The following is a 22,995-nucleotide window of genomic DNA, read 5'->3' on the forward strand; positions in this document are numbered from 1 at the left end:
ACTGTACACACCCGGCCAGATGGTGACTAATCCGGGAGGCACGAAGGCAGGGACATGGCAAACCGTGCAGAAAGATTAGTAAACTCGCCGCCATGCTGACTCTCATGAATCTCGCGCTGCGACGCGGTCGCCAACAGTTGTTCAGCGGCGCCAACCTGAGCTTGCGCGCCGGTGAGCGCTGCGGTCTCGTCGGTGCCAATGGCTGCGGCAAGTCCAGCCTGTTTTCGGCCATTCTCGGCGAACTGGACGTGGACACCGGTGACATCCAGTTCATCGGCGATCCTGTGATCGCCCACGTGGCCCAGGAGACACCCGCCGACCCGCGCGCGGCGATCGAATACGTCCTGGACGGCGATCAGGAACTGCGTGACATCCAGTCGTCGCTGCTGGATGCGGAACAGGCCGGACAGGGGGAGCGGATCGCCACGCTGCACGGCCGGCTGGAGGCGATCGGCGGCTATGGCGCCGAAGCCCGGGCGGCGCAACTCATTCACGGGCTTGGCTTCGTGCCCGGGGATGAACGGCGTCCGGTGACGAGCTATTCCGGCGGCTGGCGGATGCGGCTCAACCTGGCCCGGGCGCTGATGTGCCGCTCGGATCTCCTGCTGCTTGATGAACCCACCAACCACCTGGACCTGGATGCGGTCATTTGGCTGCAGCGCTGGCTGGAGAATTACCAGGGAGGTCTGCTGCTGATCTCCCACGACCGGGATTTTCTTGACCGCGCCACCAACCGCATCGCCCACATCGAGAACGACCGCCTGACTGTCTATACCGGTAACTACGCGGCCTTCGAAGCACAGCGGGCGGCGCGACTGGAGCAACAACAGGACGCCTACCAGCGACAGCAGCAGGAGCTGACCCGGATTCGCAGCTTCATCGACCGTTTCCGGGCCAAGGCAACCAAGGCACGGCAGGCTCAGAGCCGGATCAAGGCGCTGGAGCGCATGGAACTGATCACACCGGTGAACACGGCATCCGCGTTCCGGTTCCGCTTTCAGGACCCGCCCAAGCTGCCCAACCCCCTCCTCAATCTGGATGGCGTCGATTGCGGATATGCCGACGCGACGGTGCTGCATGGCGTGGCCCTGAGCTTGTCACCGGGAGACCGTATCGGGCTGCTGGGGCGCAATGGTGCCGGCAAGTCCACCCTGGTGCGAACCATTGCCGGAGACCTGCCCGGCCGCGGCGGTGAGCGCACCTGCGCCCAGGACCTGCGCATTGGCTACTTCGCCCAGCATCAACTGGAACAACTGGACGGCGCGGCCACGCCACTGCTACATCTGCAGCGCCTGGACCCCAGGGCCAGGGAGCAGCAACTCCGGGACTTCCTCGGTGGCTTCGGCTTCCCCGGGGAGATGGCAACCAGCGTCGTCGCCCCGCTATCCGGTGGCGAACGGGCGCGGCTCGCCCTGGCCATGGTGGTCTACCAGCGGCCCAACCTGCTGTTGCTGGACGAGCCGACCAACCATCTGGACCTGGACATGCGCGACGCCCTGGCCATGGCATTACAGGATTACAGTGGGGCGCTGGTAGTGATTGCCCATGATCGGCATCTGCTTCGCAGCGCGACGGATCGACTGCTGCTGGTGTCCGGTGGGCGTGTATCGGAGTTTGACGGTGACCTGGACGACTACGCAGCCTGGCTGACCAGCGGAGAGCGCACAGTCGCAAACTCCGGGCAGCGAGATGAAGAAAGCGCGTCCGGCAATTCGGCGGTGGCACGCAAGGAGCAGCGCCGACTGGAGGCGGCGCGACGACAGGCACTGCAGCCCTTGCGGCAATCAGTGCGCAAACATGAAACCCTGGTGGAGCGCCTGCAGGCGGAAAGCGCGGAATTGGAGCAGCAACTGGCCGACCCGGCGATTTACGACCCGGGCGCCGCCGATCATCTGCAACAGCTCTTGCAGCAGCAGGCAACGACAACGAGCCAACTTGAACAGGCCGAGGAGGCCTGGATGGAAGCCTTGCAAAGGCTGGAAGAGGCCGAAGGGGAGCCGGAGCGAGCCGGATAGTCAGACAGCAATGCCGAGCCGGGCGATTTCCTGGCGAAGCAGCGCGCGATTGTCCACTCCCGCCTGCTCGGCGCGCACCACGCCACGAATGTGCCAGGGAGAATCAGGCATGCCATCTGTCCTGTCGGCGAGGTCCACCCGTTCCGGTTCGGCCAGATCCTGGCCTTCGGCATCCCGAAGCAGCAGCACATCCGGCATCAGCCGACGATCCGGTTCAACCGAGACCACCAGAGCGACCGCGCCGTTACGCAACTCCACCAGACTGCCCACCGGGTAGATGCCGACACAGCGGATGAAGGCTTCCATCAGTTCCACGCCGAAAGTCTGCTCGGCCTCCCGATACATCAGGCGTAAGGCAAGGTCGCTGGCCATGCCCGGGCGATAGACCCGGTCGCTGGTCATGGCGTCGTAGACATCGGCGATGGCCACTGCCAGAACCGGTTGCGCCAGTTCACCACCGAGCCGGCCCTGGGGATAGCCGTGGCCGCTGATACGTTCGTGGTGATGGCGAATGATATCCAGCGCCTCTGCCGGCACCTTGCCGCCCGCCCGCATCATCCGGTAACCGTCCTCCGGATGGCGTTGCATGATGGCGAATTCGTCACGGCTCAGCTTGCCTGGCTTGTTGAGAATCTCCAGCGGCGTCCGCGCCTTGCCGATGTCATGCAGCAAGGCCCCGAGCCCGATGGTTTTCAGGTCTTCCTGGCCGTAGCCAAGCTCGCGGCAGAAGGCAATGCTGAGTACGCAGACGTTGAGGCAGTGCAAGGAGGTGTATTCATCGCGACTCTTGAGCTGCGTCAGCCACAGGGCGGCCGAGGCATCCCTGGTCACCAGTGACACCAGACCGGTGACCTGCTCGCGGGCCTCCTCGGCGTCGACGCTCCGACCCAGGCGGATGTCAGTCATGACCCGCCCCAGGTAGTCATGGGCTGCATCACGTCGGGTGAGCCCATCTCGCACATGCCGACGCAGACGACGCTGGCGGGTCTGCACCGGGGTGGCGGTGACCGTGTCCCCGACGAGTTCCTCTGATACCGTCGTCGCCGTCAGGGTCTGGTCAACATACACATGGCGGCACAGCCGCCTCAGCTCGGCAAGGGTTTCGGGACCGTCAACAGTGAAACCCTGAAACATGAACGGGGTATCCGTCCAGGCACGGTCCAGCTCGGCCACATACATGCCGACGCGAAGATTCTCCACGGGTATTCTTATCAGCCCCAAGAGGAGTCCCTATACTGTGCTGCCTGTTCCGGGTCGTGCTGTAAACGCACTACTCTGGTGCGCAGTTTACGCCCCATCGTCGGCTCAACTTGTGCGTTGGGTCTCTTTTTTCTGATTGAAGGATGCCGTTTTGCTGCTCAATGCCCGTGACCTGACCGTTGGATTTGGTGCCGAACCGGTGCTCGACAAGGTGTCGTTCACCATCGAGGCCGGGGAGCGTATCGCGCTGCTGGGCCGCAACGGAGCAGGCAAATCCACCCTGCTGAAAGTGCTCTGTGGCGAACTGCAGCCGGAGGATGGGCAGTTGATCCTGCGCGACGGCGCCCACGTGGCCCGCCTTGGTCAGACCATGCCCGATGGCCAGGGCGAACGGATTCACGACGTGGTCGCGGCAGGTCTGGGAGAAGCCGGCACCCTGCTTCAACAGTATGGACATGCCACCGAGGCCGTTGCCGAAAGCCCTTCCGACGCAAACCTCCAGGAGATGCAGCGGGTTCAGCAGGCGCTGGAATCAAGTGAGGGCTGGCAACTGCACCAGCGCGTGGAGACCACGCTCAGTCGCCTGAACCTTGATGGGGCGGCGCTGTATGAGTCCCTGTCCGGCGGCATGCGCCGCCGAGTCCTGCTGGCTCAGGCCCTGGTGCAACAACCCGAGCTGTTGCTGCTCGATGAACCCACCAATCATCTCGACATCGCCGGTATTACCCAGCTTGAAGACATCATTCTCGACTACCCGGGCGCTCTGCTGCTGATCACCCACGACCGTGCGTTCCTGCGCCGGGTCGCAAGCCGGATACTGCTCCTCGACCGCGGCCGGCTGACAAGTTATCCCGGTGACTATGAGCGTTTTCTTCGCACCCGGGCCCAGGAACTCGAGGCCGAGGACCGTCAACACGCCGAGTTCGACCGCAAACTGGCCCAGGAAGAGCGTTGGATCAGACAGGGCATCAAGGCACGGCGGACCCGCAACGAAGGTCGTGTTCGGGCACTCGAGGCCATGCGCCGGGAGCGCGCCCAGCGGCGCACTGTCCAGGGCAAGGCAGACTTCGCCCTGCAGGATGGCGGGCGCTCCGGCAAGCTGGTGCTGGAGGCCAGCAACATCAGCAAGGCCTTCGGGGGCCGCGCGGTGGTGCAGGGTTTTTCAACCACCATATTGCGCGGAGACAAGATCGGCCTGATCGGCCCCAACGGCAGCGGCAAGAGCACGCTGCTCAACATGCTGCTGGGACGCCTGCAACCGGACGAGGGCACCGTGCGGCTCGGCACGCAGCTCGATGTGGCCTATTTCGATCAGTTGCGGGAGACCCTGAACGACTCCCACAGCGTGGCGGAAAACGTCTCCGGCGGCGCCGAAACAGTCACCATCAACGGTGAGCAGCGGCACATCTACTCGTATCTGCAGGATTTCCTGTTCACACCGGCCCAGGCGCGCGGACCGATCAGCGCCCTGTCCGGCGGCGAACGCAACCGCCTGGTGCTGGCCAGGCTGTTCACCCGGCCCGCCAATCTACTGGTTCTGGACGAGCCAACCAATGACCTGGACCTGGAAACCCTGGAACTGCTGGAAGCCCTGCTGGTGGACTTTCCGGGGACGGTTCTGCTGGTCAGTCACGACCGGGAGTTCCTGGACAACGTGGTCACGTCCTCGCTGGTCTTCAAGGGCGACGGGCGGATCATCGAGACCGTTGGCGGCTACCGTGACTATGAGAGCCAGCATGGCGTGACGGCAGGCAAGAGCAAGCCGGCCGACGACCGTGCAATGCACAACCTGGTGGCTGACAAACCCGACTCACCGTCGAAACCCGAGGCACAACCCCGTCGGCGGGCAAAACTCAATTATCGGGAGCAGCGCGAATTGCAACACCTGCCCGGAAAGATCGAAACCCTGGAACAGGAGCAGGCCACTCTTGCCGAGCAACTGGCAGACCCTGCGTTTTTCCGTAATGCCGCCGATGTGGTCGCGGAGACCACCGCCCGACTGAGCGAGATCGAAGCCGAGCTGGAGCAGGCTCTGGAGCGCTGGACGGAACTGGAAGACCGGGCCTGAGTGCAGGCCCCCAGAAGCGCCTCAGGATCCCTCCATGCCGGATTCGATGAGATCATGCTCCATGGCGTAGCGCACCAGGGCGGCGACGCTGTCCATGCCCATTTTCTGCAGAATGCGCGTCTTGTGCGTGCTGACTGTCTTGGAAGAGACCTCCAGCTCATCGGCGATCTGACTGACGGTGCGCCCACCCACCAGCAGGGTGAAAACGTGATACTCGCGCTTGGACAGCATGCGGTGGGGCTCCGAGTCGTCGTCGGTCAGCATGTTGAGCGCAAGTTTCTGGTTGAGGTTGGCATTGAGAAAGATCTGTCCGCTGGACACGCGCCGGATGGCGGACACCAACTGCTCGGCAGCACTGGTCTTGGCCAGATAGCCCCGGGCACCGGCGCGTATCGAGCGCACGGCGTACTGGTTTTCGCTGTGCATGCTCAGAATGAGAATGCTCAGTCCGGGATGGGAACCCAGCAACAGGCGGATCAGCTCTACCCCACTGGGCGGCGGCATGGAGATATCCAGCACCAGGACATCGCAGTCCACCTGATCCATCAGCGCCAGGGTCTGCTCCCCGTCATGAGCCTCACCGCGGACCTCGATATCCGGCTCCTCCGCCAGGATCTGCTTCAATCCGTCACGCACAATGGTGTGATCATCGGCCAGACACACGCGAATCATGAACTTTCCTCCGACGGATCCACCGTTGTCGCCGGAACACGAACGGTTATTCGTGTGCCAAGCCCGGGTTCACTGTTGATTTCGATGACTCCGTCGAGCAGCTTGACCCGCTCACGCATGCCAAGCAGGCCGTAGCTCTCCAGCAGACCAGCCTGCTCGGGATCGAAGCCGCGGCCATCATCCCGCACCTCGAGGCAGAGCATCTCCCCTTCCAGCACCAGCCGCACGGCAACGCGATCGGCCTGAGCATGGCGGGCGATATTGGTCAACGCCTCCTGGAGTATCCGGAATACAGCCGTGGCCACGACATCGCCCAGCGCGAACTCCTCCTGCCCGAGGTGCAGATCGACCTGCACCCCCGCGCTTTCCTCGTACTCCTTCACCAGCCACTCGGCAGCGGCAGCGAGACCAAAATCGTCAAGCACTCCAGGACGCAGCGCACCGGCCAGCCGGCGGATACCTTCCGCGGTCCGGTCGACCAGGCCCAGCATACGGGTCAACTTCTCCCGCGCGTCCTCGGCAAGGCCGGGGTCCCGGCGGGCCTGTAACCAGGCAATGTCCATCTTGAGTGCGGTCAAGGCCTGCCCGAGTTCATCGTGCAACTCTCGGGAAATGCGCTTTTGTTCGTTCTCACGCACCGACTCCATGGCGGCGTAAAGGCGTTGCAGTTCCTGACGCGATTCCTCGAGTTTGCGCTCCACGTCCTTGCGGCCGGTCAGGTCCTGCAACTGCACCACCAGGTACTGCGCCTGTCCAAAGGCGCTGCGCAGCACGGCCAGGCTCGACAGCACCCACCGGATATCGCCCTCGCGGGCGATACAGCGCTGCTCCAGGGTCAGGCCCTGGCGCTCGCTGCCTCGGGCAAGTCGGGCGACGGCATTCAGAAACGGCCCGCGGTCATCGGCGAACAGCAAATCCACGTAGCGGCGGCCACGCATACCGGCCTGACTGTGGCCAAGCAGGTTGCACAGTACATCATTGCAGCGCAGTAGCTCCCCATCCGGCAGGGCGACAATGGCCATGCCCACCGCGGCATAATCGAAGGTGCTGCGAAATCGCAGTTCGCTCTCGCTGAGCTGTTGTTCCAGCGCACCGAGCAAGGTGTGATCACGGAGCATGAGCCAGCCGCCCGGGGGCACGGGCAGCCATTCGAGCTGAACCTGAATGGCACGGCCGCCGGCGCGGGTGATGGCCACAGGGCAGGTCAGTGCCCCGTCATCGTGCAGCCGTTTCATCCAGCGCCGGACCCTATCCTGATCGTGGGCGGGAAACAGTTCTACTGCACTGCGACCGGGCATGCTCTCCGACTTGCCCCCCCAGAGCCGGTCAAACGCGCGATTGGTGCGGACAATGCGGCCATCCGTGTCCAGTGCCAGCAAGGCCTCGCTCTGGAAGGCGAATACCAGGTCGGCCAGGTCCACGTCATGGCTCACCGGACCCACGACGTCGTTAAGAGAGGTGGAAACAAATGCATTCATCAGCAACCCGGCCGTTCAGGCTGAATGGAAAGTCCGATGTTACTCGCGATACAGCAAGAAAGGCCATGGCATGGCACCCATGCGGGTGGGGCTGTCGTGTCACGGCATTGTCACCTGGCTGTCATGGCGCCGACACCGGAGGCCGGTAGCGTGCCGTTTCAAGAACCAGTCTGATTGAGGAAATCATCACCATGGCACGGAAATCTCCCGTAGAACTTCGCCGCATGGCACTCGACCTGCACCGCCAGGGCCACACCGCAGAGCGCATTGCGGATCTCCTGGGGCTGCACCCCGGTTCCATCCACTATCTTGTGGGGCGAGGCAGCTCGCACCAGAAGCGTGCAGGGGCCGGTCACTAGAATGGTGCAATGCATGGTCTGACGCGCACTGACCCTGTATAATCCCTGTCAAACTTCTGACTCAGGGTGCGCGTGGATGGATCTCGATCCGTTATTGTTATCCCGTATTCAATTCGCGTTCGTCGTCTCGTTTCACATCATTTTCCCAGCTTTCACCATCGGCCTTGCTTCCTACATCGCCGTGCTCGAAGGCCTGTGGTTCAAGACCGGTAACCCGGTCTACCTGCGCCTGTCGAAAATGTGGATCAAGGTGTTCGCCGTGTCCTTCGGTATGGGCGTGGTGTCCGGCATCGTCATGTCATTCCAGTTCGGTACCAACTGGAGTGAGCTGTCCTACGCCTCCGCCAATTTCCTGGGGCCGATCCTCAGCTATGAGGTGGTAACGGCATTCTTCCTGGAGGCGACCTTCCTCGGCGTCCTGCTGTTCGGGCGCAGCAAGCTGCCCCAGGGCGGTCATCTGCTGGCCGCCATCATGATGGCGGTAGGCACCCTGATTTCTTCATTCTGGATTCTGTCCGCCAACAGCTGGATGCAGACCCCCGCCGGCATCGAGATGCGGGATGGAATCGTCCATGTGGTGAGCTGGATGGAGGCGATCTTCAATCCATCCTTCGGCTACCGCTTTGCACACATGGTGCTGGCGGCATATCTCACCACCGCATTTTTCGTCATCGGTGTCAGCGCCTGGTACTTGCTCAAGCAGCGCAGTGAGCAGTACGCAAAGAAGATGTTCTCGATGACCCTGTGGTTGGTGGCCATTCTGGCGCCCATGCAGATCTTCATCGGTGACATGCATGGCCTCGACACCTTCGAGCATCAGCCGGCCAAGGTCGCTGCCATGGAGGGCAACTGGGAGACCAGTCGCGGGGTACCCTTGCTGCTCTTTGCGATACCCGATTCCGCGGCGGAAACCAATCACTTTGAAATCGGGATTCCCAGACTGGCGAGCCTGATACTGACTCACGATCTGGACGGCGAAGTCCCCGGCCTCAAGGAATGGGCGCCGGAGGACCGGCCGCCGGTCGGGCCCGTATTCTGGGCCTTCCGGGTGATGGTGGGTATCGGCATGGCCATGCTGGGCGTTGCCATGATCGGGCTCTGGCTGCGCTGGAAGGGCAGGCTCTACGACACACCCTGGTTCAAGAAAGTGTGCGTGGCCATGATGCCAGCGCCCTTCATCGCAGTGCTGGCCGGTTGGCTGACCACCGAAATCGGACGTCAGCCCTGGGTCCTGTATGAGATCATGCGCACCGAGGACGCTCTGTCGCCGTCCCTCACAGGCGGTATGGCACTGACGTCGCTGATCGTGTTCTTCATTGTCTACGCGGTCATATTCGTGGCTGGTGGCTACTATATCAGCAAGATTCTTGGCGGCGGGCCGGAAAAGGAAGAGGCGGAAACCGAGAGCCAGGGACGCGCGGCGCGACCACTATCTGCGGTGGACAGCCCCTTCGATGCAGTGGAGCGGTAACGATGGAAGAACTGAACGTTGACCTGACACTGGTCTGGGCAGCCATCATCGCTTTCGGCGTCTTCATGTACGTGCTGATGGATGGGTTCGACCTGGGCGTTGGTATTCTCTTTCCCTTCGCCCCGGACGAGGCGGCGCGGGACACCATGATGAATACCGTGGCACCGGTGTGGGATGGCAACCAGACCTGGCTGGTGCTGGGCGGCGCGGGGCTGCTGGGCGCCTTCCCACTGGTCTACTCCATACTGCTGCCGGCCCTTTACCTGCCGATCCTGTTCATGCTGATCGCGCTGATCTTCCGCGGTGTGGCCTTCGAGTTCCGCTTCAAGGCCAAGCAGTCCAAGTGGCTCTGGGATATCTCCTTTACCGGCGGATCCATGCTTGCCACGTTCATGCAAGGCGTCATCCTGGGCGCCTTCATTCAAGGCTTCGAGGTGGAAGGCACCCGATTTGTCGGGGGTGGCTTCGACTGGTTGACACCCTTCAGCATGCTCACGGGATTCGGACTGATGGCCGGCTATTCCCTGATCGGCTGTAGCTGGATCATTCTCAAGACCAAGGACGAGGTTCGGGACTGGGCGTATGCCAGGGCGCCGCTGTTGCTCGCGCTGGTCCTGTTGTTCATCGCGTTGGTGAGCCTCTGGACGCCGCTGATGCGGGAAGCCATCGCGACACGCTGGTTCTCGTTCCCCAACCTGCTGTACTTCGCACCGGTACCGCTGGTGACCGTCGGCCTGGCTTTGCTGATGATCCGCGCCATTCGGCTGCGCGAGGATGGCCTGCCCTTTGTCTGTTCCCTGGGGCTGTTCGTGCTCTGCTATACAGGGCTTGCCATCAGCCTTTGGCCCAACGTGATACAGCCGGATATCAGCCTCTGGGATGCTGCCTCATCACCGGGTTCCCAGCTGTTCCTGCTGCTTGGCGTGCTGTTCGTCATTCCCATTATCCTCGGCTACACGACCTGGGCTTACTGGGTATTTCGCGGCAAGGTCACAAGGGATTCGGTGGGCTACCATTAGTGTCGGCCCCGCTTGGGACCGAAACCGAGGCCGATGCCAGCCTGGATCCACCCCGGGCCGGTGGCGTGGACCCGGCCGTCAGTGGCTGGCTTCGCGAACAACTCGCTCCGGTCAGGCGAGGCATCCGCAGAACGGCCCTGCTCGGAACCCTGGGCGGCTGGCTGGTTATTCCCCAGGCGGGTCTGATCGCGGCAACCGTCTCCGGTGTGCTGGTTACCGAGCAGGAGCCAGGCCACTTGGCTCTGCTACTTGGCCTTCTGCTGCTTGTGTTGTTGCTACGCGGCGTCTGCGAGTGGCGGCGTGATCGCCTGGCGGCGGGCGTCTTCACCGACATCCGGCAGCGAACCCGCTCTACGGTGGCCCGCCACCTCTACAGCCTTGGGCCAGTAGGCGTCGGCCAGGCCCAGAGCGGGCCACTGGCCAGCGCCCTGCTCGAGCAGGTTGACAGCCTCGGCGACTACGCCGCCCGCTACCAGCCACAACTCATGCAAGCGGTCATGGTGCCACTCGGGATCGTGGCCACCGTATTCATGCTGGACTGGCTGGCAGGACTGCTGCTGTTGCTGTCGGCGCCCCTGATTCCCCTGTTCATGGCACTGGTCGGCATGGGAGCTGCCGCCGTCAACCGCAGCCAGTTCCAGGCCCTGGCACGCCTGAGCGGGCATTTCCTCGACCGACTGCAGGGCCTTGCCGTGCTCAAGCACTATGGGCTCGGGGATGCCGCGACCCGCGACATTGCTGCTTCATCCGACGACTATCGCCGGCGAACCATGGCCGTGCTTCGCGTGGCTTTCCTGTCTTCGGCGGTGCTGGAATTCTTCAGCGCGGTGGCCGTGGCGATGATCGCAATCTATATCGGCCTCGGCCTGCTGGGATTCCAGCAAATAGGTCCCGCCGGGGCGCTGACCCTCTATTCCGGTTTGTTCATCCTGCTGCTTGCGCCGGAGTTCTTTGCGCCGCTTCGCGACCTCGGTCAGCGCTACCACGACCGGGCAGCAGCCATGGGTGCAGCCTCGGAACTCGCGCCGCTGCTCGCCAAACCAAGCCCCATGGCGGTGCGCTCGGGCTATCATGGGAGTCCGCCAGCGGCGCCCACCATAGAACTCGAAGCAGTGCAGGCTTGCTACGGCGACAGCCCACCGGTATTCCCCCAGCCGGTGAACCTCTCGATTGCTGCCGGCAGCACGACCCTGCTGACGGGCACTAGCGGCTGCGGCAAGAGCACACTGCTGTTTCTCGCCACCGGATTTCTGAAAAGCACGGCAGGCACGATCACCATTGATGGTGTCCCGCTGCAAGACTACGCTCCCGGCGCCCTGGAGCGCGGCACCGCCTGGCTCGGCCAGACCCCCCACCTGCTGCCAGGCAGCATTCGTGACAACATCCTGCTGGGCCTGCCGGACGCCAGCGAGGACGCAGTCCGCAATGCCGCGGAAGCAGCCGGCGTGCTGCGCTTCGCGGACCACCTCCCCGGCGGACTCGACTGCCTCGTTGGCGAACGTGGCCATGGCCTCTCTGGCGGCGAGGCGCAACGAGTCGCCCTTGCCCGCGCGCTGATAAGACGTCCGAACCTGCTCTTGCTGGACGAGCCCACCGCCAGCCTGGACCCGGAAAGCCGTCGCTACCTACTCGCCGCAATCCAACAACGCGCCAGCGCCGGCGACTGCACCATCGTCATCGCGACCCATCAGCCGGATCAGTTCCCCTGGGCGGATCAGCGCATCTCCCTGGAGTCGCAGAATGGGTGACCTGCGCTTCTTCCTTGTCCTGCTCGGCCGTCGACGCTGGTGGCTGGCTGCCGGCACGGCCCTGATGCTGCTTACAGCCGCCGCAGGCTTCGGCTTGCTGGCACTAAGCGGCTGGTTCATCACGGCAACCGGGCTGATGGGGCTCACTCTCGCCGCCGGGGGTGCCATGACGCTGGACATTTACCGCCCGGGGGCCGGTATCCGGTTCTTTGCGGTCAGCCGGGCTGTCGCTCGCTATGGCGAGCGACTCGTCAACCATGAGGCGGTGTTCCGGATTCTCGCCGACCTGCGCACCTGGCTATTTCGTGCGCTGCTGCCCCAGAGCCGCGCCCACCTGTCACGCTTCCGGGACGGTGAACTGCTCAATCGGGTGACAACCGACATCAACACCCTGGATCATCTCTACCTGCGGGTCATCGGCCCAACGGTGACCGCGGTGCTGGCGCTGTGCCTGGGCCTCGCTTTCATCGCCTGGCTGTCACCGCCTCAGGCGATTGCAGCGCTTCTGGTCCTGCTGCCGGCGGCCCTACTCGTGCCCTGGCTCACCTATCGTGCGGGTCGCCCCCTCGCCGCGGCAGGTGCAGAGACGGCGAGCAGCTTGCGCCAACAGGTCATTGGTGACCTGCAGGCCCAGGCGGAGCTGCATGCCTTCGGCGCTGTCCCTCGCCGATTGAACGAACTTGAAGCGCTTGATCACAAGTACACCGGGGACGAACAGCGTCTGCTGCAACAACGCAGCCTCGCCGAATCCGGCGTGCGCCTGGCGACGCTGCTAGCGCTATGGGCGGGGCTGGTGGTAGGCGTTATTACGGTGGCTTCCGGTTCAGTGTCCGGGCCGGTGATGGTGGCAGTGGTGCTCGGGCTGCTGGCCCTGGGAGAGGTGCTAACCCCCCTGCCACTGGCCTACCAGATGTTGGGCAGGGTCAGTTGGTCCGCTGGCCGCCTGCGCGGCCTCGCCGACAGCGGCCAACCTGTTTCCGCCGGCAACGCAGCTGTTCCCGGAGACAAGACACTGATCCTGCAGGGCGTGAGCTTCAGCCACCGACCCGGCCAGACACCCTGCCTGCACAATGCATCACTCACCCTGAAACCTGGCGAGCGCATCGGCATTGTCGGGCCCAGCGGCGCGGGCAAGAGCACAATGCTGTCCGTGCTCATGGGGGATCTGGACCCGGAGCACGGTGATGTGCTGCTGGGTGACACGCCGCTCCGGCAGATCAGCGACGATCAGCGGCAGGCCTGTTTTGCCCTGCTGGACCAGCGCGCCACCCTGTTCTCTGCCAGCCTTGCCGCGAATCTTCGGCTGGGTCGACCCGCCGCGGACGAGGATGAACTCATGGACGCACTCGCTGCAGTGGACCTGACCAGCATGGTGCAGCGCTCGGCAGAGGGTCTGTCGACCTGGCTTGGCGAAGCAGGCAGCGGCCTGTCCGGTGGTCAGCGACGGCGGCTGGCACTGGCCCGTACCCTGCTCAAACCCGCAGCCATCGTTCTGCTGGATGAGCCAACGGAAGGCCTGGACGGCACCACGGAGCGCCGGGTTCTGCGGGGAATCGATCGGCTAGTGGGCGAGCGCAGTCTCATCGTCATAGGCCATGACCCCAGCCGCTTTCCCCGCATGGACCGGTTGCTGCGCCTCAGCGAGGGTCGGCTGTCGCCGCTGTGACTGTCTCGAAGCGCTCCATCTCGCTACCCCTGGTGAACGCTTCCTTGGGCATCGGGTTGGCATGGGCGGCACGGAAATCGTCGCTGCCTACCCAGCTGTCGAAGGCTGCCTTGTCATTCCATACGGTCAGCACCTGATAGGGTGCGCCGTCGCTCAGGGGCCGCAATACCTCCATACGCAGGAAACCTGGCTGCCCGTTGACCTCACCGGCACGTTTGCGAAACCGCTCTTCGAACGTCTCGCACCAGTCCGAAGCAACCCAGACCCTGTTGACCACCGTGTACATGCCTTCCACCTCCCGGATACGTCGACATCGAAGCCGGAACCGAAGCCCCGTTCGCTGGTCTCTGAGCTTATGCTGAAACGTCTGCTTCTGCTCTTTCTACTGTCACTGCCGATGGCCGCCACGGCCACCGATGCCGTCTGGGAAGCACTCCAGGAAGGGGGACATGCGGTGCTGATGCGCCATGCCCTGGCGCCGGGCACTGGTGACCCGGCCGGGTTTGTCCTGGAGGATTGCACCACCCAGCGCAATCTGTCCGCCGGTGGCCGGCGTCAGGCAGAGCGTATGGGAGAATTGTTCCGTGCCCAGGGTCTTGGCGATCTCACGGTATACACCAGCCGATGGTGCCGGTCGCGTGACACGGCGGAGGCCCTGGATCTGGGTCCGGTGACCGAACTCGAAGCCCTGGACTCATTTTTCGCTTTTCGGGATCGGCGCGATACGGCCTTGCGGGGCATGCGGGAGGCCATTATCGAACTACAGGGTGGGCCATCAGTGGTCATGGTCACACATCAGGTGAACATCACGGGAACTGTGAGTAACTGGGTCAACTCGGGAGAGGCGGTGGTAGTCCGTGCCGACGACAATGGCGGCATTATCGAGGTAGGGCGCATCCCTGCGCCATCCTCGGACTGAATACTTCAGCGCTTCCTTAATCTTCGGATGATTGGATGGCACGCAGGCCACCCGCGACGTTGACTACATTGGTATAGCCGAGGCGTTTGAGGTTATCCGCCGCCAACGCACCCCGATTACCAGCCGCACAGTGACAGACAATCTGGGTATCCTTGTCCGGCACGGCCTCACCGATGCGCATCTCCAGCGTACCGCGACTGATATTGACAGCGCCGTCCAGGTGACCCTGGTCGAACTCCTCCTTGTCCCGCACATCCAGCACCAGCGCACCTGCGGCAATTCTCTGCTTCGCCTCCTCCGGGGAGACTTCGGTGATCCGCTCGCGGGCCTCGTCGGCCATGCGAAGAAACTCCGGGGGTGGGGTTGTCATGGGTAATCTCCCTGGTAGAACAGTATCGCAACCTTATCGAATACTGACCGGGTCAGCACGCATGGCCTGCCTGGGCGCCACGCAGACGACTGGCAAAATGCCAGCTTCCATCACCCCGCACCGGCTCGCGAGACAACAGATCAGCCATGTACTCCCCGAGCATACGGTAGCTTTCCCACTGATTCTCGTCGAAGAACTGATCGCTGGTGGGTTGATGGGGAAAGCTGGGGTTACTGGCATGGTACTCGGCAAGATCCGCCGGTTCAGCCCCGGTCAGCGTGGGCTTGACGTAGACCAGCCAGTGCTCACCTCCCGCCGTCCCGGTGTTTTCGTCTGCATAGGCGATTCGGGCCAGTGCGAAGTGTCGCAGCGACCGCGCCGGGGCATCAGCCGCCCCGGAAGCGGTGACGGTCTCGTTGCGATTGCGTTGCCGCCGCAATTGCTCAAGGCTGCCGAACAGATGGCCAACATTCAGCGCAGCCAGCTCTTCAACCCCGAGAAACCGGATATCTGCATCAAAATCCAGCCGCGCCTTGCGGATGAGTCCAGCCAGGCCGTGGTAGGTGTAGTCCGGATCCGCCTCGGCATCAACCAGCACCATCACCCCGGGGCGCCGCCGAATGAGTTCATAACCGCCAAGATTCTCGAAGTGGCCGCCATCGGAGAGGTACCAGTGCGCCAGCGAAGTGCCCCGGAACCGGGCCAGCATCTCCGCCATCAGAAAGCTGTAGACAGGAAACGCACGCTCCAGCAGCCGTCGTGCCGCCGACCGGCGCGGCTGATTGTCTCCACGCAGTGCGGGATCAATTCCTGAATACCACCAGTAGCCCAGGCGAATGTTCGCAAGCGCAGACAACACGCTGATGGGCAGACTGGTTCGGGAGCCCAGACCGGTGCTGAAGGCTGCCCCCGAGATCGAAACCAACGCCCCGATAGAGAGCCGCTCCCAGGCGCATCGTGGTTCATCACCCCGGCGGCGAAACTCGAACACACGATAAGCGGAGGCATCCTCGGGGAGGACGGTGCAACTGTCTGCATCAGCCCCGCCCTCCGAGCCCGCTACCGGAAAAAGCGCATGATGACGCACCCCGAGACTCATGCCGCAGGGGCCGAATGCAAGCCCGATTCCCTTGCGATCCCGCTGCTGCAACTGGGACCTGCCATCGATGGTCTCATTCACAGTCACGTTGATGAGGTGCAGCGGCATGGCTCGCCAGGCAGCGCCGGCGGCCTCACCCAGCGGCGCATGATAATCGGCCAGTGCCACGTCATCATCCTCGACAACGTGCAGCACGGAACGGTCTGGCCCCCGGTGACGCCTGGGGTTTGACGCTCCCAGATAGGCCCGCGTCAATCGCGCCATGTATAGGGCATGATGGCCGGATCGATTGACGAAACCATGCAACTGACCGAGCAACGACACCACCAGTCCCAGTACGAAAACCGCGAATCCGGCACGCAGCGCGATGGCGCCCACATCCGCTGCAACCGCAGGAGTCAGCATCCGATAGCCCTGGCTGATACCGTGGGCGACTGTCGACATCACCAGCAGATAGGTGGCGAGAAGGACGATCGCAATCGCCCAGGCGATCACCAGCTTGGGAGCCGGGGGCCGTTTTTCTGTGCGCGGCACGAACCGGGTGACAAGCTGCTGAACCGCAGCCAGAACGCCGACGAGCCCGGCACCGCCGGCAAACAGGCCGGTGAGCCCGATATCCAGCCCCTCGGCGGCAAACAACCACCAGAAAATGCTGGCACCGGCCGAATCCACCAGGGTGATCACCAGCAACGCCACGAAGACGAGCAGCAGGAGCAGATACAGCTGCGAGATTTTCTGGCGTTGGCGACTGGCCTGCTCATCGGCCGGATTGCGCTCACCTGGGCGGCGCAATCGCCAGCGTCGGAGCATTTGTCGATCCACCATGCCCGCCATGACCAGGGTGATAATCCCGATCAGGCCAAGGGTCCAGGCCAACAGGGATGCCGGAGACCTCCCCTGCAGTTCAAACAGGTGGATGGCAAAACCGGCCAGCAGAACGAGCAGCACCGGTCCGGCCAGTTGCAGGCGCAGCTCGCGGCGGGTCACCCCGCGGGCGTGACCCACCAGCCAGTAGGCCCAACCGCTGGGAATGACCAGCAACGCCAGCGCAGCCAAGGCAGGTACCACGTAGGGACTCACCAGCACCGGTTCGTGGATACGCAACAGCGGTGTACGAACGCCATCAATGAGGCCGAAGAGGATGTAAGGCAACTGCAAGGCAAGCAAGGCAAGGAGCGTGAAGAACGCCAAAGTGACATGCAGGCTGACCAGGTTGCGCAGCAGGATGGCCCCTCCAAGCAGGGTGTCTCCGGACCCGTTAGGTGACAGGTAGCGGCCATTCTCCCGCAGGTAGCGCAGCACATCATCCCGATAGGTCGACCCGGGGTCCCTGGCGATGCCTGCAGCTGACGGGCCTTCCCTCGCCAGGCGAGGCCCCGCCAACAGCGCCTCCACGTCGTCGACGCTGCGGAGCGCCTCACGACCATACAGCCGGCCAAGAAAGGCCCCGAAGTAACCGCCTCCGGACACAGTGGAGAGATAGTCCACGTGGCGGACCAGCCCGTGCCGGGCCAGGCCCTGGAAGAAGCCCAGGGCAAACGTTGCACTGCGGATGCCGCCACCGGACAGCCCCATTGCGATTACGGGTTTTGTGCCATCAAGGCCCGCCGCAGCCCGCCGCATCGCGAGTCGTGCCTGCTCCTGTCGCGCCAGTGCGTCGGGATACGACTGCTGCCCACCCATCGTCATGCCCCCCTGGACCACCGCCGCCTCTCCCGAGGCCTTCACCAAGCTTAGTGAATGCAGGTCGATTTGCTCGGGGTCACCAGACGTCAGCGGATACGCAGACGAAGCTGTGACGCAGTCGTCAACACGGTGGGCTTTTCGGACGTTACCTTGTAGCGGGTGACACGTCGCCGCCGGCAAGCCATACCGGCGCAACTGCACCTCTGCGATCGCCAACAAGGACTGTCATGCCCAAGCTCGCCGAGTTGGATCTACCCTACGCGCTGCAATCGACTCTCAGCCATGGCGGGCGTCACCTCGGCCGCATGGCCCAGGCAGCGGCCGTGGCGGTTACCCTGGCGCTGCTCGCCGCGGTCACCTGGATCGTCTATGCCACCGGCGGCACACAAACCGCCTATCTGCACCTGGCCTATGTACCAGTGCTGCTTGCCGCCAGCGCCTTCGGCATGATCGGTGGTGCCATCGCCGCCATGCTCGCCGGTTTCGGTAGCGTCGGCCCGTTGATGCCGATGGATACCTCGTCCGGCGCGGAACAGCCGCTGGGAAGTTGGCTGTTCAGGGCGGGCTTTTTCCTTTTCTTCGGTGTCGCCGCCGGATTGGTGATCGGACACCTGCGCAGACAATTGCGGCGCATCCGCCGTGCAAGCTATCTGCACCCGGTGTCCAGGCTGCCAACGCAGGCGGCGCTGGAGCAGGTACTCTCCGAAGTGATCCGGCAACGGGAAAGCGATCTCCCGCTGGGACTGATTACCGTCGAGGTCAGGAATATGGACCAGATCTTCAACACGCTGGGCCCAGAGATCACCCAACACATCCCTGCGGCAATAGTTGCACGTACGAGATCCGACTTCCCTCTGCCCTGGCAGATCTTTCATCTGCATTCGGGCCGGATCGGTGTACTGGTGGATGAACATGTGGCCAGCGCGCAGACCCAGTCGAGCGCCCTGCTGGATACCCTGGATGAGCCTTTGGTTGTTGGCGACGTGCCGGTGTACCTCGACCTGGTAATCGGCGCTGCATCGCTGGAAGCCGACGACACCTCGCCAGGACGACTCATGCAGCGCTCGAACATCGCCCTGGCCGGGGCAAAGCTCAAGGGCCGCGCAGTGGCCCACTATGACAACACCCAGCGCTCGGAGCGCGCGCTGGCCATGCGACTGCTGAGCGAGACGACAAGAGCCCTCACGGCGAATCAGTTCACTCTGCTTTACCAACCACAATTCAGGCTTGACGATGGTCGGCTGATCGGCGCCGAGGCACTCATCCGCTGGCAGCATCCGACGCTAGGCCTGCTGGCGCCGGGGCAATTCATCCCGTTGCTGGAAGCCACCGCACTGATCAACCGCCTCAGCCAGTGGGTCGCCAGCAACGCCATCCAGCAGGCAGCGGCATGGCAAAAGGCCGGACTCGACATCAGCGTCGCGTTCAACGTCTCTCCACGGAACATGGATGACGGGGTGCTCACCGACGCCATCTTGCGGCAAAGCCGGGAACTCGACCTGCAACCGCATCGGCTGGAGATGGAAATCACCGAATCCGCGATCATCCACGATGCCGGCATGATCGGTCGGCACCTGCATGCCCTGAGGGAAGCCGGCATCGCCATCGCACTGGATGATTTTGGCGACGGCTACACCTCGGTCAAGCATCTCACAGCCTTGCCGCTGGACAAGCTCAAGATCGACCGTAGTCTGGTGCATAGCGTTACAGAGGACCCCCGGCGCATGCGCATCGTCTCCGCGGTTGCCTGCATGGCGCAGGACCTGGGCTTGCGGACCGTGGCCGAGGGGGTGGAGGATGGCAACACGGTGGACTACCTCCGCAGCGAAGGTTGCGACATTGCCCAGGGCTACTTCTATGGCAAGCCAATGAGCGCCAGTGCAGTGGCCGAACTGGCATCGGAACCCGTCGTTCATTGATCCCCGAACCAGGGTGACCCGATCTCCGCTGCGGATCCTGTCGGCGAACTGAGCCGAGGCGGTGGGCTGGATCGGCGATCTGCTGCCCCGGGGAGACTAGTCTTCGAGTTCGATTTCCGTCGCGACGTGGCGGCCGTCGTGATAGACGAACTCCACCTCGTTGCCGGCTAGAACACTACCGGCGCCCAGAAGCAGTGCGACGCCGACGATGATCAGCAGTCTCTGCATGAGCGTTTTCTTCTGTTGGTGTGACAACGACGTGTTCGGTGGACTGGGACGCCGCAACAGATGTCAAGGCTTGCACCACGCGCTCGGCAATACGCGCAAGCTCGGCGTTCTCGACGACATAGTGGGCATCAATCCGGCCGCGCATGTCGTGGGCCTGCAGCAAGTCCCGATCGCGGTAGATCAGTCGGTCGAAAACATGTTGTATGAATACACGCCGTAGCCGGGTCAACGGACGCAGGGCCTTGTGAAACGGCCTTGCCGGACGGCCACAGTCCGCAGCAGTGGGCGCGGCGAAGCGGCGCAGGGTTCGCGGATGGAACAAATGAATTGCCAGGGCGGAGTAGCTGCGGTTCTGCAGTCGCTCCCTGGGGGGTTCCGGCAGCGTCGCAACACCCAGAACGGCGGCAAGCGCTGTCTTGACCTCGGCCGATTGCCGTCGCAGGTCTTCCTGTCTGAACAGGTGCACGTGCTCCGCACCGTACTGGGTGGCGAAGGCATGATAGATCTCGAGGAAACGCTGACTCAGCGCCTCGACGCTTCGGCCGCCATGGGTCCAGCGATCGGGGCGTGACATGAAGCGCCCATCATAGTGATTCAGGAACACTTCCATGGGAATGCTGCCACCCTTCACCAATTGCTGGCGATAGGCCGACTGCAGCCAGTCCGATTGCCGGCGCACGAAATAGATGATCTGCGCTTCCGGGAACAACTCCCGCATCAATCTCGCGTTGCAGCCGCAATCCTCGTGCTGGTTATACATATCGCCGCTGATATGCGGCTCCGAGATGATCAGCGTTCTGGAATCCGCTGACCGCCGCCAAGCGTCCACGGCATCCCGGGCCGCTTCGGCGTAGCTGCGATCACCCGGGTTGCGCACCGCCGCACGGACCGCCAGTGTCAACGCCCTGGGGTTAAACACGAACCGCTCGGCATCGAGCAGCCGGAAGACGTCACGCTGAAGATAGCGCGTGCCCGTCTTGTGCAGGCCAATATGCAGAATCACCTTTCGCTGTTGCAATTCGGGCTCCGGACGGCAACGTCGCCAATGCCAGGTCAGCCCGGTACGATACGACCGACCGTGTGAAAATTATGTGCGTAAAAAGTTAAATTTTCGTGACATGCCAACGACGCAGGTGGTTTGTACGGTTCGTTGTATGATCACGACATGCACGTGCTGATCATTGAAGACAACCGGGATCTGGCAGCAAACCTGGTGGACTACCTTGAGGCCCACGGCCATTCTCTGGATTGCGCTGCGGATGGTCTCTCGGGGCTGCATCTGGCGGTGACCACCCACCCCGACGTCATCGTGCTGGACCTCGGGCTGCCCGGCCTCGACGGCGTGACAGTCTGCAAGCGCCTGCGAGAGGAAGGGCACGCAACTCCCATACTGATGCTGACGGCGCGATCCACGGTGGATCAGCGCGTAGAGGGGTTGACCATTGGCGCCGACGACTACCTGGTAAAACCCGTATCGTTGCGGGAACTGGAAGCCAGGCTGATGGCACTGGTGCGACGCGCCCGGGGCGGCCTGGACAAGCCGCAATTGCAGGTGGCCGACCTGATCGTCGATGAGCGCACGCGAACCGCCAGCCGGGCCGGTGCAGTGCTGACACTGACGCGCCTGGACTATGACATTCTCGTCATTCTCATGCGCGCCTCGCCCGGGGTGGTCTCGCGGCGGGAGATCGAACGACAGGCCTGGCCCGACGATCCACCCGGCTCAGACACGCTGCGTGCGCACATCCATCGCCTGCGGCGGGCCATCGATCAGGACGCTGCGAGGCCCTTGCTGCATACGGTGCATGGCGTTGGATATCGGCTGTTCGACGATGCTGCCATCTCGAAATAGTCTGCGCTTTCGAATCCTCTGCGCCTTTGCGGTCGCCGGGCTTTGCCTGGGCCCGCTCATCGGCGTGGCCTTGCTCTATCTGAGCATGGAAGCCCAGGAACGCGGGGCGCGCAGCCTGGTTCAAGGTCAACTCAAGGCCGCACTCGACCAGCCCCAGCGCTATCGCTTTCAGGATGTGGACAACCAGACGGACATGTTCCTGCTGACCACCGCGGCTCCGGAGCATATCCCCTCAGCATTGTTCGAGTTGCCACCTGGAATCCACGAATACGAGAGTGGCCCTGAGGCCTGGATGGTCGCGGTGGGGGAAGGCCCTTCGGGTCGCTTTGTGGTCGTGGAGGATGTCTCCCACATCGAGGGGCGCGAGCGATTCGCCCTGGGCTATGGCCTGGCCGGCGCGCTGCTCGCCACGGTGGTGGCACTGATGCTTGGCTACTGGCTTGCCCGCTGGTTGACCACTCCCCTGGAGCGCCTCACTGCGGCGGTCACCGCAGAGCAGGACAACCCTCCCGGCACTACTGCCCTGACGTCAGACCGGGAACAGGACGAGGTGGCAAGGCTTGCCCGCGCCATCGAGCGCTATCGCCGCGATGCCCGGGAGACACTGGAGCGCGAGCAGCGGTTTTCCGCGGACGTGAGTCACGAGCTACGCACCCCACTGACCATCATCCAGAATGCGGCCGAGCTGATCGAAGCCGACCAGGGGCTCGGATTGCGCTCCCGTCAGGCCCTGGGACGGTTGATCACGGCAAGCCGCCGCATGGAAGAGACCAGCGCGACGCTACTTGCGCTGTTGCGAGAGGGTGCAGATCTCAAAGAGATAGAGAGGGTCAGCGTGGTGGACCGTGCCAGGGCGGTCATCGAGGACGAGATCGCCGCGGCAGGCGCGGGTCAGCATCAGGTCAGTCTGGAGGCTCGCGCGACACCTGCGCTCCCGGTACCAACCAAGGTCATCGATGTACTGATCGGCAATCTGGTCCGCAATGCCTTGCAGCACGCCAACGCGTCTCGGATCCGGGTGATCGTGGAGGCGAATCGGCTTATCGTCGACGACGATGGCGTGGGCATCCTGCCGCAAACCCAGCCTGCCAGCGCAAACGGTGGCCATGGTCTTGGCCTCTCGCTTATTGAGCGGCTTTGTCAGCGCTACGGATGGACACTGACACTGCAATGCCCACCCTCGGGGGGCACCCACGCCATCTGGCGTTATCAGGATTGAGGGCGAA

General features: G+C 63.3%; 19 protein-coding genes. 11 read left to right on the top strand and 8 right to left on the bottom strand.

The genetic code is table 11. From position 1 onward, the window contains the following. Window positions 1–92 precede the first annotated feature (92 nt). On the top strand, window positions 93–2,015 hold the full coding sequence (locus tag J2T57_RS13240) for an ATP-binding cassette domain-containing protein (protein WP_253479055.1): 1,923 nt from the start codon (window positions 93–95) through the stop codon (window positions 2,013–2,015). On the opposite strand, the gene J2T57_RS13245 is transcribed toward J2T57_RS13240, so the two are convergent. Continuing rightward, window positions 2,016–3,236 carry a cyclic di-GMP phosphodiesterase gene (locus J2T57_RS13245; protein WP_301289378.1) on the bottom strand — a complete coding sequence of 407 codons (1,221 nt, stop codon included), beginning with the start codon at window positions 3,234–3,236 and terminating at the stop codon, window positions 2,016–2,018. A 115-nt stretch (window positions 3,237–3,351) separates the two neighbouring features. On the opposite strand from J2T57_RS13245, the gene J2T57_RS13250 reads away from it, so the two are divergent. Next, window positions 3,352–5,283: an ATP-binding cassette domain-containing protein gene (locus J2T57_RS13250; protein WP_253479059.1), complete on the top strand. Its 1,932-nt coding sequence runs from the start codon at window positions 3,352–3,354 to the stop codon at window positions 5,281–5,283. A gap of 21 nt (window positions 5,284–5,304) precedes the next feature. Here the strand turns inward: J2T57_RS13250 and J2T57_RS13255 are convergent, their stop codons facing one another. Then, on the bottom strand, window positions 5,305–5,955 hold the full coding sequence (locus tag J2T57_RS13255) for a response regulator (protein ID WP_253479061.1): 651 nt from the start codon (window positions 5,953–5,955) through the stop codon (window positions 5,305–5,307). Then, window positions 5,952–7,433, bottom strand: coding sequence for a PAS domain-containing sensor histidine kinase (locus tag J2T57_RS13260; RefSeq protein WP_253479063.1), 1,482 nt, complete (start codon window positions 7,431–7,433; stop codon window positions 5,952–5,954). The genes J2T57_RS13255 and J2T57_RS13260 overlap by 4 nt, the downstream gene beginning before the upstream one ends. Window positions 7,434–7,624: 191 nt before the next feature. On the opposite strand from J2T57_RS13260, the gene J2T57_RS13265 reads away from it, so the two are divergent. The 5 genes from J2T57_RS13265 to cydC all read left to right on the top strand — a co-directional run bounded on the left by J2T57_RS13265 (window position 7,625) and on the right by cydC (window position 13,696). Then, window positions 7,625–7,792, top strand: coding sequence for a helix-turn-helix domain-containing protein (locus tag J2T57_RS13265; protein WP_253479065.1), 168 nt, complete (start codon window positions 7,625–7,627; stop codon window positions 7,790–7,792). Window positions 7,793–7,868: 76 nt separating this feature from the next. Beyond that, window positions 7,869–9,263 carry a cytochrome ubiquinol oxidase subunit I gene (locus J2T57_RS13270; protein WP_253479067.1) on the top strand — a complete coding sequence of 465 codons (1,395 nt, stop codon included), beginning with the start codon at window positions 7,869–7,871 and terminating at the stop codon, window positions 9,261–9,263. A gap of 2 nt (window positions 9,264–9,265) precedes the next feature. Beyond that, window positions 9,266–10,282, top strand: coding sequence for a cytochrome d ubiquinol oxidase subunit II (gene cydB / locus J2T57_RS13275; protein ID WP_301289379.1), 1,017 nt, complete (start codon window positions 9,266–9,268; stop codon window positions 10,280–10,282). Continuing rightward, window positions 10,282–12,030 carry a thiol reductant ABC exporter subunit CydD gene (cydD, locus tag J2T57_RS13280; protein ID WP_253479069.1) on the top strand — a complete coding sequence of 583 codons (1,749 nt, stop codon included), beginning with the start codon at window positions 10,282–10,284 and terminating at the stop codon, window positions 12,028–12,030. The genes cydB and cydD overlap by 1 nt, the downstream gene beginning before the upstream one ends. After that, window positions 12,023–13,696 (top strand): thiol reductant ABC exporter subunit CydC, encoded by a 1,674-nt coding sequence (gene cydC, locus J2T57_RS13285; RefSeq protein WP_253479071.1) that lies wholly within the window; start codon window positions 12,023–12,025, stop codon window positions 13,694–13,696. The genes cydD and cydC overlap by 8 nt, the downstream gene beginning before the upstream one ends. Here the strand turns inward: cydC and J2T57_RS13290 are convergent. Beyond that, window positions 13,668–13,982, bottom strand: coding sequence for an antibiotic biosynthesis monooxygenase family protein (locus tag J2T57_RS13290; RefSeq protein ID WP_253479073.1), 315 nt, complete (start codon window positions 13,980–13,982; stop codon window positions 13,668–13,670). The genes cydC and J2T57_RS13290 overlap by 29 nt on opposite strands. A gap of 69 nt (window positions 13,983–14,051) precedes the next feature. On the opposite strand from J2T57_RS13290, the gene J2T57_RS13295 reads away from it, so the two are divergent. Then, a complete protein-coding gene (locus tag J2T57_RS13295; RefSeq protein ID WP_253479075.1) occupies window positions 14,052–14,615 on the top strand; it encodes a histidine phosphatase family protein in 564 nt (187 codons plus the stop codon). Between the two features lie 16 nt (window positions 14,616–14,631). On the opposite strand, the gene J2T57_RS13300 is transcribed toward J2T57_RS13295, so the two are convergent. Continuing rightward, window positions 14,632–14,985: a rhodanese-like domain-containing protein gene (locus tag J2T57_RS13300; protein WP_253479077.1), complete on the bottom strand. Its 354-nt coding sequence runs from the start codon at window positions 14,983–14,985 to the stop codon at window positions 14,632–14,634. 52 nt (window positions 14,986–15,037) lie between these two features. Continuing rightward, on the bottom strand, window positions 15,038–17,812 hold the full coding sequence (locus J2T57_RS13305) for a hypothetical protein (RefSeq protein ID WP_253479079.1): 2,775 nt from the start codon (window positions 17,810–17,812) through the stop codon (window positions 15,038–15,040). Window positions 17,813–17,997: 185 nt separating this feature from the next. Here J2T57_RS13305 and J2T57_RS13310 point away from each other — a divergent pair, with 185 nt between their 5' ends. Continuing rightward, window positions 17,998–19,689 carry a bifunctional diguanylate cyclase/phosphodiesterase gene (locus J2T57_RS13310; protein WP_253479081.1) on the top strand — a complete coding sequence of 564 codons (1,692 nt, stop codon included), beginning with the start codon at window positions 17,998–18,000 and terminating at the stop codon, window positions 19,687–19,689. Window positions 19,690–19,785: 96 nt separating this feature from the next. Here the strand turns inward: J2T57_RS13310 and J2T57_RS22260 are convergent, their stop codons facing one another. Then, window positions 19,786–19,917 (bottom strand): hypothetical protein, encoded by a 132-nt coding sequence (locus J2T57_RS22260; protein WP_301289381.1) that lies wholly within the window; start codon window positions 19,915–19,917, stop codon window positions 19,786–19,788. Beyond that, window positions 19,865–20,935 (bottom strand): hypothetical protein, encoded by a 1,071-nt coding sequence (locus tag J2T57_RS13315; protein ID WP_253479083.1) that lies wholly within the window; start codon window positions 20,933–20,935, stop codon window positions 19,865–19,867. The genes J2T57_RS22260 and J2T57_RS13315 overlap by 53 nt, the downstream gene beginning before the upstream one ends. Before the next feature lie 147 nt (window positions 20,936–21,082). Between J2T57_RS13315 and J2T57_RS13320 the strand changes: the two genes are divergently transcribed. Together J2T57_RS13320 and J2T57_RS13325 are read left to right on the top strand one after the other, a co-directional pair. After that, a complete protein-coding gene (locus tag J2T57_RS13320) occupies window positions 21,083–21,769 on the top strand; it encodes a response regulator transcription factor (RefSeq protein ID WP_253479085.1) in 687 nt (228 codons plus the stop codon). Further along, window positions 21,750–22,988: a sensor histidine kinase gene (locus tag J2T57_RS13325; RefSeq protein WP_253479087.1), complete on the top strand. Its 1,239-nt coding sequence runs from the start codon at window positions 21,750–21,752 to the stop codon at window positions 22,986–22,988. The genes J2T57_RS13320 and J2T57_RS13325 overlap by 20 nt, the downstream gene beginning before the upstream one ends. The last annotated feature ends 7 nt before the right edge of the window (window positions 22,989–22,995 follow it).

Source organism: Natronocella acetinitrilica (assembly GCF_024170285.1).
Taxonomy (GTDB): domain Bacteria; phylum Pseudomonadota; class Gammaproteobacteria; order Nitrococcales; family Aquisalimonadaceae; genus Natronocella; species Natronocella acetinitrilica.

Excerpts from the sequence above, each read along its gene's own strand:
- J2T57_RS13240 (WP_253479055.1), top strand. The coding sequence starts at position 93 with ATGCTGACTCTCATGAATCTCGCGCTGCGACGCGGTCGCCAACAGTTG.
- cydB (WP_301289379.1), top strand. The coding sequence starts at position 9,266 with ATGGAAGAACTGAACGTTGACCTGACACTGGTCTGGGCAGCCATCATC.
- J2T57_RS13260 (WP_253479063.1), bottom strand. The coding sequence starts at position 7,433 with ATGAATGCATTTGTTTCCACCTCTCTTAACGACGTCGTGGGTCCGGTG.
- J2T57_RS13255 (WP_253479061.1), bottom strand. The coding sequence starts at position 5,955 with ATGATTCGCGTGTGTCTGGCCGATGATCACACCATTGTGCGTGACGGA.
- J2T57_RS13295 (WP_253479075.1), top strand. The coding sequence starts at position 14,052 with ATGCTGAAACGTCTGCTTCTGCTCTTTCTACTGTCACTGCCGATGGCC.
- J2T57_RS22260 (WP_301289381.1), bottom strand. The coding sequence starts at position 19,917 with ATGCAGAGACTGCTGATCATCGTCGGCGTCGCACTGCTTCTGGGCGCC.
- J2T57_RS13270 (WP_253479067.1), top strand. The coding sequence starts at position 7,869 with ATGGATCTCGATCCGTTATTGTTATCCCGTATTCAATTCGCGTTCGTC.
- J2T57_RS13325 (WP_253479087.1), top strand. The coding sequence starts at position 21,750 with ATGCTGCCATCTCGAAATAGTCTGCGCTTTCGAATCCTCTGCGCCTTT.
- J2T57_RS13265 (WP_253479065.1), top strand. The coding sequence starts at position 7,625 with ATGGCACGGAAATCTCCCGTAGAACTTCGCCGCATGGCACTCGACCTG.
- J2T57_RS13320 (WP_253479085.1), top strand. The coding sequence starts at position 21,083 with ATGCACGTGCTGATCATTGAAGACAACCGGGATCTGGCAGCAAACCTG.
- J2T57_RS13290 (WP_253479073.1), bottom strand. The coding sequence starts at position 13,982 with ATGTACACGGTGGTCAACAGGGTCTGGGTTGCTTCGGACTGGTGCGAG.
- J2T57_RS13300 (WP_253479077.1), bottom strand. The coding sequence starts at position 14,985 with ATGACAACCCCACCCCCGGAGTTTCTTCGCATGGCCGACGAGGCCCGC.
- cydC (WP_253479071.1), top strand. The coding sequence starts at position 12,023 with ATGGGTGACCTGCGCTTCTTCCTTGTCCTGCTCGGCCGTCGACGCTGG.
- J2T57_RS13310 (WP_253479081.1), top strand. The coding sequence starts at position 17,998 with ATGCCCAAGCTCGCCGAGTTGGATCTACCCTACGCGCTGCAATCGACT.